General features: G+C 72.7%; 10 protein-coding genes. 5 read left to right on the plus strand and 5 right to left on the minus strand.

Features of this window, described 5'->3' with window-relative positions:
• Window positions 1–12: 12 nt before the first annotated feature.
• The gene (helR, locus tag AOK03_RS02485) at window positions 13–2,232 is read right to left on the minus strand and encodes an RNA polymerase recycling motor ATPase HelR (protein WP_055563455.1); all 2,220 of its coding nucleotides are present in this window, start codon (window positions 2,230–2,232) and stop codon (window positions 13–15) included.
• 378 nt (window positions 2,233–2,610) lie between these two features.
• On the opposite strand from helR, the gene AOK03_RS02490 reads away from it, so the two are divergent.
• Window positions 2,611–3,153, plus strand: coding sequence for a GNAT family N-acetyltransferase (locus AOK03_RS02490; RefSeq protein WP_055563447.1), 543 nt, complete (start codon window positions 2,611–2,613; stop codon window positions 3,151–3,153).
• 116 nt (window positions 3,154–3,269) lie between these two features.
• On the opposite strand, the gene argB is transcribed toward AOK03_RS02490, so the two are convergent.
• The 4 genes from argB to AOK03_RS02510 form a co-directional block, all read right to left on the minus strand.
• Window positions 3,270–4,127 (minus strand): acetylglutamate kinase, encoded by an 858-nt coding sequence (gene argB / locus AOK03_RS02495; RefSeq protein WP_055563456.1) that lies wholly within the window; start codon window positions 4,125–4,127, stop codon window positions 3,270–3,272.
• A gap of 89 nt (window positions 4,128–4,216) precedes the next feature.
• Window positions 4,217–5,368: a bifunctional glutamate N-acetyltransferase/amino-acid acetyltransferase ArgJ gene (gene argJ, locus AOK03_RS02500; protein WP_055563448.1), complete on the minus strand. Its 1,152-nt coding sequence runs from the start codon at window positions 5,366–5,368 to the stop codon at window positions 4,217–4,219.
• Entirely contained in the window at window positions 5,365–6,468 is a 1,104-nt protein-coding gene (gene argC / locus AOK03_RS02505; RefSeq protein ID WP_055563449.1) for an N-acetyl-gamma-glutamyl-phosphate reductase, read from the minus strand. Before argC ends, argJ begins: the two co-directional genes overlap by 4 nt.
• A gap of 40 nt (window positions 6,469–6,508) precedes the next feature.
• Entirely contained in the window at window positions 6,509–7,165 is a 657-nt protein-coding gene (locus tag AOK03_RS02510) for an isochorismatase family protein (RefSeq protein ID WP_055563450.1), read from the minus strand.
• Between the two features lie 285 nt (window positions 7,166–7,450).
• On the opposite strand from AOK03_RS02510, the gene AOK03_RS40455 reads away from it, so the two are divergent.
• The 4 genes from AOK03_RS40455 to AOK03_RS02530 form a co-directional block, all read left to right on the plus strand.
• A complete protein-coding gene (locus AOK03_RS40455; RefSeq protein WP_055563451.1) occupies window positions 7,451–8,953 on the plus strand; it encodes a DUF4192 domain-containing protein in 1,503 nt (500 codons plus the stop codon).
• 330 nt (window positions 8,954–9,283) lie between these two features.
• A complete protein-coding gene (locus tag AOK03_RS02520; protein ID WP_079074418.1) occupies window positions 9,284–11,302 on the plus strand; it encodes a glycogen debranching N-terminal domain-containing protein in 2,019 nt (672 codons plus the stop codon).
• A gap of 140 nt (window positions 11,303–11,442) precedes the next feature.
• On the plus strand, window positions 11,443–12,204 hold the full coding sequence (locus AOK03_RS02525; RefSeq protein WP_055563452.1) for an NUDIX hydrolase: 762 nt from the start codon (window positions 11,443–11,445) through the stop codon (window positions 12,202–12,204).
• Window positions 12,205–12,393: 189 nt separating this feature from the next.
• A partial coding sequence (locus AOK03_RS02530; RefSeq protein WP_244177463.1) for an ATP-binding cassette domain-containing protein occupies window positions 12,394–13,510 on the plus strand: 1,117 nt, incomplete at its 3' end.

A 13,510-nucleotide genomic window follows, 5' to 3' on the forward strand; every position in this document is an offset into this window, starting at 1 on the left:
CGCCCCCCGCCCTCAGGGAGACGTGAGGATCACGAGCCGCTGCGTCGCCCGGGTCATCGCCACATAGCGGTCGACCGCCCCTTCGACGCCCTCGCCGAACGTCTCCGGGTCGACGAGGACGACCAGGTCGAACTCCAGCCCCTTCGACAGCTCCGGAGTGAGGGACCGTACGCGTGACGAGGCCTGGAACTTCTCCTGGAAAGCCGCGTCGCCGATGACGCAGGCGACCCCGTCGGCGTGCGCGTCGAGCCAGGTGTCGAGGGTGGAGTCCAGGTCCGTGACCGATCCGTGGACGACGGGGATGCCGCTGCTGCGGATGGACGTCGGCACGTTGGCGTCGGGGATCCCGGCCCTGACGACCGGCTCGGCCTCCGTCATGACCTCCTGCGGAGTGCGGTAGTTGATGCTCAGGGAGGCCATCGTGACCCGGTCGACGCCGGCCCGCGCCAGCCGCTCCTCCCACGACTCGGTGAACCCTTGCCTCGCCTGGGCGCGGTCACCCACGACGGTGAAGCTCCGGGACGGGCAGCGCAGCAGCAGCATCTGCCACTCCGCGTCCGTCAGTTCCTGCGCCTCGTCCACGACGACATGCACGAACGGGCCCGCGAGCCGGTCCGGATCCTCGGTGGGCAGGGCGCCCTCGTCGATCAGGGTGTCCTGGAGGTCCTTGCCCCGCAGCATCCGCACCGCGCCCTCGCTGTCGTCACCGGCCGAGGCGAAGTCGGCGGCCGAGAGGATCTCGTCGATGACACCGGCCATGCGCTCGCGTTCGGCGGCGACGGCGGCGTCGTGCCGCCGCTTGCGCCGGGCCGCCTCCGGGTCGCCGAGCCGCTGCCGCGCCGCGTCCAGGAGCGGCAGGTCGGACACCGTCCAGGCCTGGGGAGCGTGCTTGCGCTGCAGCTTCATCACGTCGTCGTGGTCGAGCCAGGGCGCGCACATCCGCAGATAGGCGGGGACCGTCCACAGGTCGGACACGAGGTCGGCGGCCTCGATCAGCGGCCACGCGCGGTTGAGCGTCGTGACCAGCTCCCTGTCCTGCCGCAGCGACCGCAGGAACAGCTCGGGCGAGATGCCGTCCTCCTCCTCGTCGATGCCCTGCTCGCCCATGAGCTTGTCCATGAGGATCGTGGCCAGTTCCTCCCAGATCAGCTCGCGCGCCTCGTTGTGCGCGGTGCCCGGTCCTGGCGCCCGGAACGCCTCGTCCCAGTCGTCGGCGCTCACCCGCACATCGGCCCAGGGCGTCGAGGCCGTGTACGCCTCGGAGGGCGGCTCCTCGTAGAACCTGACGGCCTTCTCGATCGCCTTCACCATGTCCGCGGTCGATTTGAGGCGGGCCACGTCGGGGTCGCTCTCGGGGCGTGCGGCGGCGCCCTCGGCGACGAGGTCCCGCAGGGTGCAGGTCTGCACGCCCTCCTCGCCGAGGCTGGGCAGGACATCGGCGACGTATCCCAGGTAGGGCTCGTGCGGACCGACGAAGAGCACCCCGCCGCCGCGACGGTCGTGGCCGAGCCGGGGGTCGGAGTAGAGGAGGTAGGCGGAACGGTGCAGGGCGACGACGGTCTTGCCCGTGCCGGGCCCGCCGTCGACGACGAGGGCGCCGCGGGAGCCCGCGCGGATGATGGCGTCCTGGTCGGACTGGATGGTGCCGAGCACGTCGCGCATCCGGGCCGACCGGTTGCTGCCCAGGCTGGCGATGAAGGCGGACTGGTCGTCGAGCGCGGCGTGGTGTTCGAGGCCGTCGGCGGTGAACACCTCGTCCCAGTAGTCGCTGATCCGGCCGCCGGTCCAGCGGTACCTGCGACGGCTCGCCAGCCCCATCGGGTTGGCGTGGGTCGCCGCGAAGAACGGCTCGGCGGCGGGCGAACGCCAGTCGACGAGCAGTCGGCGGCCCTCGCTGTCGGTGAGGCCGAGGCGCCCGATGTACAGGGGCTCGGCGTCGTCGTCCGCGAGGACGACGTGCCCCAGGCAGAGGTCGAGTCCGAAGCGGCGCAGGGCGCGCAGGCGGCCGCTCAGCCGGTGGATCTCCGAGTCCCGGTCCATCGCCTCGCGGCCGATGCCGCCGGGTGCCTTGCGCAGGGTGTCGAGACGGCCGGAGAGCTCGGCGACGGTCTGCTCGAGGCTCTCCGCGATCGCGGTGAAGTGCCGCTCGTCGCGAGCGATCAGTGCCGGCTCGGCCTTGGTGGAGAGAGTGGCGGGCAGGTTGAACGCGCTGCTGGTCAGGGGGTCTCCGATGTCCGCAGGATCAGGCTTGAGCCGTGATTTTGCGGGACGGTGGGGGCCTTGCCGCAAGCCCCCCTGTGCGCTATAAGTTGAAAGTGGCAAGAGGTGGGATTCCCCTCTTGCCTTTGTTGTGTGCGGGATCGGACCCCCGCTGTGTGCGGGATCGGAACCGCTGCTCGCGGGATCGGTCCCGTGGTGCACGGGCTTCGGACCCGTGGTGCACGGGCTTCGGTCCCTTCTTCCTCCTCTCCCCGGCTCCCTCCACCTCCCTCCGCGAGCTTCGGCACGTCTCAGGATCCATGCCGGTTGGACTCAAAACTTAGGTAAGGCTAGCCTTATCTCGCTTGTCTTCGATCGTGGAACCATCGTGGAACCGAGGAAGGTACAGCCTTGATCACGGCTACGCCGCGCCCTGCCCCGCTGCACGCACCCCCCGCAGGGGTTCCCGACGGGCCGCCCGCGGTGCGCTCCGCCCGCGAGGAGGACGCCGCCGCACTCGTCGCCCTGTCCCAGCCCTTCGTGCGCTCGGGGGCACTGCGGGAGCGGCCCGCCTCGCTCTACTCCGCCCACGCCGCCGACTTCCTCGTCGCGGACGCGGACGTGAGCGTGCCGGGAGGACCGCTGGAGGGCTGCGTGGGCCTGCGAGTGCACCCGGCCGATCCGGCGACGGGCCGCGGGGCCGCGGGCGTTCTGTACAACTTCTGCGTGGCCGGGCACCAGCAGGGCCGCGGCGTGGGAGCCGGACTCATGCGCGCCGCACTGGCCGTGGCCCGCGCCAAGTCGCTCGGTGCGCTGTTCACGGCGACGACGGGCGGGGGCGACCTGTTCCTCCGGTACGGGTTCGCGCCGACGGCCGCGCGCGTGGCGCCCCCGGCGTGGGCGAACTCCCTCGATCCGCGGCGCAACGCGCTGATACTCGCGAGGAGTTTGTGACGGTACGACCGACGTGCTGACGCGACGCCACATCGGCGTCACACATGCCGCTCCCGCCCCGGTTCACCTCCCGGGGCGGGAGTCGTCGTCTGCACGTCAGCGCCCGCCCGTGCCCGTCAGACGGTGCACTCGTCGTGCGCGGGGCTTCCGCCGCGATCGGCATCCGCGTCGGGAACCACCGTGGTGCCGGGACTGGTCTCGCCGAGCACGCCGCGCACCACCGCGTGCGGCACTCGCCCGTCGAGCACGTGCGCCTTGCGCACGCCACCGCGAACGGCCCGCAGACATCCCTCCATCTTCGGCAGCATCCCGCTCGCGAGTCCCGGCAGCAGTTCGTCCAGCGCGTCCGCCGTCAGGCGCTCGATCACCTCGGTGCTGTGCGGCCAGTTCGCGTACAGCCCCTCGACATCGGTGAGCATCACGAGGCGTTCGGCGTCGAGCGCCACGGCCAGGGCCGACGCGGCGAGGTCGGCGTTGACGTTGTAGACCTGCCCGTCCTCGCCGCGTGCCACGGGGGAGACGACCGGTATGTGGCCCTGCTCCAGGAGCGCACGTACGGTGTCCGGGTTCACCTTCACGATGTCGCCGACGAGACCGATGTCCACCGGCCGGTCGTCCACCCAGGCGGCCCGTCGTACGGCTGTCATCGTGTGCGCGTCCTCGCCCGTCATGCCGACGGCGAACGGTCCGTGGGCGTTGATGTGGCCGACCAACTCCCGCTGGACCCGGCCGGTCAGCACCATGCGGACCACCTCCATGGTCTCCGGGGTGGTCACCCGCAGACCCGCCGCGAACCGGGTCTCCAGGCCGAGGCGGTCGAGCATCGCGTTGATCTGCGGGCCGCCTCCGTGGACGACGACGGGGCGCAGGCCCGCCTGCCACAGTTCGACGACGTCCCGGGCGAACGCCCGCTGCAGGTCCGCGTCCACCATGGCGTGCCCGCCGAACTTGACGACGACCACGCTGCCTTGCATGCCCTCCGCGCGGAGGACGGCCTCGGCGTCTTCGGGGTCCTCGGGCTTCTGCTCCCTGACGGCCGTTCGCATGTCTGCCCCTACTCCGTTCACGAGCTGTACGCGCTGTTCTCGTGGACGTACGCAGCGGTCAGATCATTCGTCCAGATCGTCGCCGACGCATCCCCGGAGCGCAGGTCGACGGTGATCGTCACCGCGCGCCCCGAGAGGTCCACCTCGTCCCGCGGCTCACCGGCCGCACCGTCCCGGCACACCCGGACGCCGTTGATCGACACGTCCAGGCGGTCGGGGTCGAAGACCGCGGAGGTCGTGCCGATCGCCGACAGCACCCGGCCCCAGTTCGGGTCCTCGCCGTGCAGGGCGCACTTGAGGAGGTTGTTCCGTGCGACCGACCGGCCCACCGTCACGGCGTCCGGCTCCGAGGCCGCGCCGACCACCCGCACCTCGATCTCCTTCGACGCGCCCTCCGCGTCCGCGATGAGCCGGAGCGCCAGGTCGAGACAGACGCCGTGCACGGCCCGCGTGAACTCGGCCGGATCCGGCCGCACTCCCGAGGCGCCCGAAGCGAGCAACAGCACGGTGTCGTTGGTGGACATGCAGCCGTCCGAGTCCACCCGGTCGAAGGTGGTGCGCACCGCCTCCCTGAGCGCCGAGTCGAGCGACTGGGCGCTGACGTCGGCGTCCGTGGTCAGGACCACCAGCATCGTCGCGAGGCCGGGCGCCAGCATGCCCGCGCCCTTCGCCATGCCGCCCACGGTCCACCCGGGGCCGGACGCGACCGCCGTCTTGTGCACCGAGTCGGTCGTCTTGATCGCGATCGCGGCGGGCTCGCCGCCGTCCTCCGACAGCGCGGCGGCAGCGGCGTCGATGCCCGCCGTGACCCGGTCCATGGGCAGCCGGACGCCGATGAGGCCGGTGGAACACACCGCGACCCCGTCGGCCGCCACGTCGAGGGCCCGCGCCGTGCACTCGGCCATCACGCGCGTGTCGTCCTCGCCCCCGGGGCCCGTACAGGCGTTGGCGCCACCGGAGTTGAGGACGACGGCGGCCAGTGTGCCGTCGTCGATCACGCGCCGCGACCAGCGCACGGGTGCGGCCTGGACACGATTCGAGGTGAACACCGCGGCCGCCGCGTTCGACGGCCCGTGGTTCACCACCAGCGCCAGGTCCGGGGCGCCGGACTCCTTGACCCCGGCGGATATCCCGCTCGCGGTGAATCCCCGGGCAGCGGTCACGCTCACGGAGCCACTCCATTCATGGGCAGGCCCGTCCCTTCGGGGAGCCCGAGGGCGACGTTCATGCTCTGCACCGCGCCACCGGCGGTGCCCTTGGTCAGGTTGTCGATCGCACTCACACAGACGAGCCGACGCGCGGCCGCGTCCACGGCCACCTGCACCTGGGCGGTGTTGGACCCCAGGACGGCGGCGGTCGAGGGCCAGGTGCCGGGCGGCAGCAGGCGTACGAAGGGCTCGTCTCCGTAGGCGGTTTCGTACGCGGCGCGCACCGCCTTCTCCACGGCGCTCATGTCGTCCGCGGTGCGGTCGGTGTCGGTGTCGGTGTCGGCCTGGGCGTGGGCTGTGGTGCCGGTCGTCAGGGCGGGGCGCAGGCGCGCCGAGCAGGTGGCGAGGATGCCGCGCGGCATCGGTGCCAGGGTCGGCGTGAAGGAGACGGTCACGTGCTCGCCCGCGACCCGGGAGAGGTTCTGCGTCAGCTCGGGTGTGTGCCGGTGGCCGCCGCCGACCCCGTACGGCGTCATCGAACCCATCACCTCGGAACCGACCAGGTGAGGCTTGGCGACCCGGCCCGCGCCCGACGTGCCGCTCGCCGCGACGACGACGGCTTCCGGCTCCACCAGCCCCGCCAGGAAGGCGGGGTACAGCGCAAGGGTCACCGCCGTCGGATAGCAGCCCGGCACGGCGACGCGGCCGGTTCCCTTCAGCTCGTCCCGGGCACCCGGCAGTTCGGGCAGGCCGTAGGGCCACGTACCGGCGTGCGGGGAGCCGTAGAACCGCTGCCAGTCCGCCGGGTCGCGCAACCGGAAGTCGGCCCCGCAGTCCACGACGAGGGTGCCGGGCTCCAACTGCCGGGCCAGCGCGGCGGACTGGCCGTGCGGCAGCGCCAGGAACACCACGTCGTGGCCGCGCAGGGACTCCGCCGACGTCTCCGCGAGGACCCGGTCCGCGACGGCGGCCAGGTGCGGTTGCACCTCCCCGAGCCGCCGCCCCGCGCTGCTGTGCGCGGTCACCGCGCCGATCTCGACCTCCGGATGCGACAACAGCAGGCGGAGGATCTCCCCGCCTGCATAGCCACTGGCTCCGGCCACCGCGGCCCGTACTGTCATGGTCTCCGTCTCTCGTGGGGGGTCTTGCGCTCTTGGGTGGTCACGCGTTCTTCGGCTCCCTGTGCAGGAGCAGGCCGCGCAGCAGGCCGTCCGTCGTGCAGACCATGCCGCTGCGCGCGGCCCAGCGAAGCGCCAGGTTGTGTTCCTCCGCGGAGAGGTCGGCCACCGCGTCGGCGACGACGAACGGCTGGATGTCGTTCATGAAGGCGTCCGCCGCGGTCAGGAGGACGCCGAGGTGCGCGTACACCCCGCAGACGATCAGCTGGTCGCGGCCCTTCGACCGCAGCAGCCTGCCGAGGTGGCTGCGCAGGAAGGCGTTGTGGCGCACGTTCGACAGCAGGTGCTCGCCGGGGCGGGGCGTGAGGGGCGAGACGATCGCCGCGGCGCCGGGCTCGTCCCCGATGCCTGGCCCCCACATGTCCGCGACGAGCCCGCGCTGCCCAGGCGCCTGACCTGCGGGCTCCGCGCTGAAGATGATGGGCATGCCCAGGGTCGACGCCAGCTCCCGGAGCGTCGCTATGTTGTCGACGAGCTCCACCACGGGAGAGAGGCCCTTGGGGAACGCGCCCACGAAGTGGTTCTGCATGTCGTGGACCAGCAGCGCGGCACGCACCGGATCGATGCGCCAGGAGACGTGCGACCGGGGGAGGGCGGTGCGGTCCGGCATCGGGTAGGAGCCGATGGCGGGTAGGCCCATGGGTGTTTTCCCTCCCCTGATGACGCGCGCACCGCTGGGTCCGAACTGCGAATTGACCTTAGCTTAGCCTAACCTAATTAGCACTGGGGTTGAGGTGGAGGCGGCGGTCCGCGGTTCGCGCGGCGGCTGTGTGTGGCGCAATTGTGTACGCGGGGGACGGAGTTGGTCGGGGCGAGCTCGTGAAGCTGTGGATAAGTGTTGGCGTGCTCCTGACGTTGGCGTGCCCCTGGCCGGAGTTATCCACAGGGCCAACCGGAACTCTGCGCTTCGCGGGAGAGTCGGCGCATGACGAACCACAGCGAAGCGGCGGGTCCGCTCGATCCCAACGAATCCGTCCGTCCCGATGGCCCGGCCCAGCGGCCCGGCGGTCCGGTCCAGCGGTCTGGCGGTCCGGTGCCCCGTCCCGGTGAGCAGGCGCCCCGTCCCGGCGACTCGTTCGACGAGCCGGTGGTCACGCTGCGCACCCCGGCCGAACTGGCCGATGCCCTGCCGTATTTGCTCGGGTTCACGCCCGAGGAGAGCATCGTGCTCATCGCGCTGCACGGCGAGCGGGGACGGTTCGGCGGCCGCGTGCGCCTCGGCGTCCCCGAGCGCGCGGAGGACTGGCCGTGTGTCGCGGAGCAGCTGGCCCAGTGTCTGGTGGGCGGTTGCGAGAGGAGGGGAGCGCGTCCTGAAGGCGTCGTCGCCTTCCTCTGTCAGGAGCCCGTGGGCGCGGAGACCGGGCAGCAGGTCGTGGAGCGTCTGCGCCCGCTGGCCCAGGTGCTGCGCACGGCGTGCGGCCGCCTGGACGTGCCGGTCTTCGAAGTCGTGTGCATCTCGCAGGGCCGCTTCTGGACGTACTGCTGCCCGGACACGCGGTGCTGTCCTCCGGAGGGCATCCCCCTGCTCAGGCCGGGCACCTCGGTCCTGGCCGCCGCCGCGACGTACATGGGGGTGCAGCCGGGCGCCACACAGGGCGAGATGAGGGGACGGCTCACCCCGTGGGGGACCGCGGCGGCGACGGACCAGGAGCGGGCACTCGACGCGGCGAGCCTCGAACTCCTCCCCAGGATGCTGCGCGAGGCGGCTCAGCTGGCGGCTCAAGCGGCGGCTGAAGAGGCGACTGAAGGGGCGGCTCAAGACGGAGCCCAAGGCGCGGGTCAATACGCGGGCCGATTCGGCGACCTGGGCGAGATCTGCGAGGAGGGAGAGGGCGTCGCCGCGGAGACGCTCGATCTGGCGCGCCGGATCATGGCACGCCTGGACGCGGCGCCCCCGGCATCGGGCCCCCTCGAAGCGGACAACAGGGACGACGAGCTGATCGCACACGACGAGGCGGCCGCACTCATCTTCGGCCTCCAGGTCCCCACGACCCGCGATCGTGCGGCGGAGTGGATGGAGGGCGCCGAAGGGCCGCCCGCGCTGCGGCTCTGGCGGGCCCTGTCCCGACGCTGCGTCGGGGCGTACGCGGAGTACGCGGCCGCGCCACTGGCCCTCGCCGGCTGGGTCGCCTGGTCCCTCGGCGACCTCGCCGAAGGCCAGGAGGCCCTGGGCATGGCACTGAGCGCCGACTCCCGATACGCCTTCGCCCTGCTCCTCAACCGCGCCTGCAACGACGACATGGACCCGGAGTCGATCCGCCGCTGTCTGCGACGCAAGCGTGAGGCCCATGACGGTGCTTCTCCCCGGCCCGGCCGCCGACGTCGGCCGCGCTCCGCACCTGGAGTCCCTCGGGCTTCCGGCGGCCCGGGCAAGGGCCCGCGGAGCCGCCGCCGCGTCGCCCGGCGCCTCGCGAGGGGCGGCCGATGACCGCGCACGAGCTGTGGGCCACATGGTCGGCTTACCGCGCGGGGGCGTGACTTGGCGCAGGTTCCGCCCGTTCACCTGAGTGGCGGTACCCCCGGCCGGGTCGCACCGCCGTAGACACGCAAACGACAGACACCGCAGACACCGCAGACGACGCAAAAGAAGCTGCCCATGTCTCTTCCCGCTCCGTCTTCCGACTTCGACAGCTTCGACAGATTCGGTAGAGCCGACAGATCCCTCGGATCCGGCAGATCCGAGGGATCCGAGGGATCTGAGAGACCCGACAGGCCGGACAGGTTCGACGCGTCCCCATCCCTGTCCTCGCCTATGGCTATGCCTACGCCAGCGTTCTCGCCCCCGCGCACGCGCCCATCACCCTCACCGGCCCCCGAGCCCCGCAGGGTCCGTGAACTCCCGCCCGCGCACACCGCGCTGATCTGCGTCGCCCTGCCCGCTCTCGCGATCTCCACGGACGAGGGGCAGTTGACCGGTCGCGGGCTGGAAGGGTTCTATCGCGCGGGGCGCCGGACCCTGTCCCGCTGCCACGTGCGGGTGGCGGGGCGCGACCCGGTCGCCGTGCAGGCCCGCATGCTCTCCGCGGACCGCGCCCGGTTCGTCGCGACGCTCCGTCTCTCGACGGACGGCGGCCCCGACCCGGAGGTCGTCGTCGAGCGGATCCGGCACGCGGACGGCACGGAGCGGATCACCTTGCACAGCGCTTCCGGGCGCCCCCTCCGGCTGCCCCTCGAAGTCTCGCTCGGCACCGACCTCGCGGAGGTGGGCGCGGTCGCCTCGGGCCTGGCGGGACCCGAACTGCCCGCCAGCGTGCACGACTCCGGCATGCGGTGGTCCTCCGCCACGGCGCACTGCGTCGTCACGGCCGACCCCGCACCCGCGGATGCCCTGGCCTCCGCGGGGCTGCTGCGCTGGGAGGTGGACCTGCCGCCTGGCGCCTCCCGGAGCGTCGAGCTGAGGGTGCGGCCCGATGGGGCGGGGCCCGTCCGCGCCGCGGGGCACGGTGCGCTGCGCTCGGCCGCCGGGGCGCGGGCGGTCGGCGACGACCCGCGGGTCCAGCCGCTCCTCGCCCGGTCCGTCGAGGACCTGCAGGCGTTGCTGCTCCGCGATCCCGAGCACCCGGCCGACCTGTATCCGGCCGCGGGAGCGCCGTGGCGCTGCGGTCTCGCGCCGGCCGAGGCGCTGGCCGCCGCCCGCATGGCACTGCCGCTGGGCACGCGCATCGCCGCGGGGACGCTGCGTACTCTCGCCCGCAGCCAAGTCGAGGGATCAGGCCCCCGGTCGGGCCTGATCCCGGGGCCGCTCCGGGACGCGGGCCCACACCTGCCGCCCGGCTGCACGGGCACCGAGGCGACCCTGCTCTTTCCGGTGCTCCTCGCGGAAGCCTGGCGCTGGGGGCTCCCCGGGCAGGAGGTCGAGGAACTGCTGCCCGCGGCGGAGCGGTGCCTGGAGTGGCTGCGCACCTCCGTCGGCGACGGCATCTTCCTGCCCGACGTCCGCTCGGCGGGAATCGCGCGCGGCGAAGTCCAGGCGCACGCGCACCGGGCCGCACTGCTGGGCGCCGACCTGCTCGACGCGCACGGCCGCGGGGATCCCATGGGCCTGCGCCAGTGGGCGGCGCGGTTGCGGTCCGCCTTCCGGGAGCAGTTCTGGGTGGACGACCGGGCCGGTGGCAGGCCGGCCGCCGCCCGCCTGGCCGACGGGAGGCTCGTGCCGCACCTCACCTCGGGAGCGGCCCACCTCCTGGACACCGGCCTGCTCGGATCGGGGACGCTCGCCTCCGGACTGCTCGACAAGGTCAGCACCGAGCAGCTCGCCCGGCTGTTCGGCGGACCCGTCATGGACTCCGGGTGGGGGCTGCGCAGCCTTGGGGCGAAGGAGGCCGCGTACAACCCGTTCGGGCACCGGGGCGGAGCGGTCCGCGTGCAGGAGACGGCCGTCGCCGTCACGGGACTGGCGGCGGCGGGGTACGAGAAGGAGGCGAGCTCGCTCCTGCGCGGCCTGTTGTCCGCGGCCGAGTGCTTCGGGCACCGGCTGCCCGAGATGTACGCGGGGGAGCAGCGCACGGAAGGCGGAGCTCCGCTGCCGCACCCCGCGGCCTGCCGCCCGGCGGCCACCGCCGCGGCCGCCGGGATCCACGTCCTCGCGGCGCTCGCCGGGATCCGGCCCGACGCGCCCGCGGGCACGGTGAAGCTGACTCCGGTCCGCAGCGCCCCGCTGGGAGAGCTGGGGCTGAGTGCGCTCAGCGTCGCGGGAGCCCCGTTCTCCGTACGCGTGAGCAGGCTCGGCCTCGCCATGGTCGAGGAGGCCGCCGACGGGCTGCAGTTGGGGGTGTGACCCTGCCCCACGCGCAGCGACGGTGCACGGACGGACGGACCCGCGGATCAGGCGACCCGGGTGGAGGAGCGACGGGAAGCAACCGGACAGCAATGGGTGAAGGAGGTGTTTATCGTCAAGCAGACGACTATGATCGCGGCATGTCGCCCTACGACCCGTCGGCCTTCCCGCCCTTCGCAGTCACCGTCGACCTGGTCGTGCTGACCGTGCGTCGGCACGCGCTCTGTGCGCTGGCCGTACGGCGCGGTGAGCAGCCGTTCCAGGGACGTTGGGCGCTGCCCGGCGGGTTCGTGCGCGCCGATGAGGACCTGTCGTCGGCGGCCGCACGCGAACTGAGCGAGGAAACGGGCCTGTGCGCGCACGCGCCCGACGCCCCGGCCCAGGCCAACGGAGCGCATCTCGAACAGCTCGCCACGTACGGCGACCCGAAGCGTGACCCGCGCATGCGCGTGGTCAGCGTCGCCCATCTCGCGCTCGCTCCCGACCTGCCCGCGCCGCGAGCGGGCGGCGACGCGAACAGCGCCCGCTGGGCCCCGGTGGAAGCCCTGCTCAAGCAGGGGGGATACGGCCGCGAGGACGAACAGGCGGCACCCCTGGCCTTCGACCACGCCCAGATCCTCGCCGACGGCGTGGAGCGCGCCCGCTCCAAGATCGAGTACTCCTCGTTGGCCACGGCCTTCTGTCCACCGGAGTTCACGGTCGGCGAGCTGCGGAGGGTGTACGAGGCCGTGTGGGGCGTCGTCCTCGACCCGCGCAACTTCCACCGCAAGGTCACGGGTACCCCCGGCTTCCTCGTGCCCACCGGCGGGACCACCACCCGGCAGGGCGGGCGACCCGCCCAGCTCTTCCGCGCGGGCGGTGCGACGCTCCTCAACCCGCCGATGCTGCGCCCCGAAGTCTGACGGTCGAGCTCGGCGTCACCTGCTGATCCTCGGGGATCGGGCTGCTCGGTGGACACCAGTGGCCCACACCCTGACCGAAAAGCCGCAAATGTCGCGTTATCTTGCTGCAGTACCCACGGGGTTCGTCCGTCCCCGATCCGGCGGACGGGCCCCGGCCGCCGAGCGGTCGCACATCCTGCGAGAGAAGCGATGATCCAGGCCATCGGACTGACCAGCAATCCCCGCCAGGAGCTCCCGCCCGCCGTAGAGGACGTGTCCTTCGAGGCGCGTACCGGTCGCGTCACGGCACTGCTCGATGCCGAGTCAGTCGGCGCGACCACGGCGCTGCGGTTGATGCTCGAACTCCAACAGGGCCGTGGAATCACGTACTTCAGAGGCCGCCCCCTGCACCGCATCGCCCATCCGTCGCGTGAGGTCGGCGTCCTCATGGGTGATGTCCCAGGGCATCCCGCGCGTTCGGTCCGCGGCCATTTGCGCATGCTGTGCGCGGCCGTGGGTGTGCCCGTCCTGCGTGCCGACGACGTCCTGGAGGTCGTCGGCCTCGTCAGCCTCCGCGACCAGCGCCTCGGCACCCTCTCGCGCGGCATGGACCGCCGACTGGGTCTGGCGTGCGCGCTGCTCGCCGACCCCCACACGCTCGTCCTGGACGGGCCGGGCGACGGCCTCTCGGTCCGGGAGGGCGCCTGGCTGCACGGCATCCTGCGCGCCCACGCCTCCCAGGGCGGCACGGTCCTGTTCGCGACGAACGACCCCAAGGAGGCCGCGCGGACCGCTGATCACGTCGTCACACTGGAGTCGGGACGTCTCGTCGCCGACCAGGCGGCCACGGAGTTCGCGCGGACCAGGCTCCGCCCCCGCGTCGCCGTCCGGAGCCCGCATGCCGCGCGCCTGGGCGCGCTCCTCGCCAAGGAGGCGCGGGCCCGCCAGCGCTCGGTCGAGGTGGTCAAGGAAGACGGCAACCGGCTCTCGGTGTACGGAAGCACATGCGCCGACGTGGGGGACGCCGCATACCGGCACGGCATCCTCGTCCACCAACTCGCCGACGAGGTGGGCGATGCGGGGCCGCCGAAGCAGCCGGACCGGTCGGAGCAGGCGGAACAGCCGAGGCCGTCGGAGCGGCGGCACGCGTACACCGCCCCCCACTCGGCCGACGACTGTGCCGATGCCGCAGAGACGGCCGAAGTTCCCTCAGGCGCCCCTGACGGAGCCTCCGCCGAGCTGTCGGCGACAGGCGGCGACGAAGGCCCGTGGGAAACCCCTCAGGCCCCTCAGAGCCATCAGGCCCACCAAGCCCCACGAGAGACCC

This window comes from Streptomyces atriruber (assembly GCF_001418325.1).
Taxonomy (GTDB): domain Bacteria; phylum Actinomycetota; class Actinomycetes; order Streptomycetales; family Streptomycetaceae; genus Streptomyces; species Streptomyces atriruber.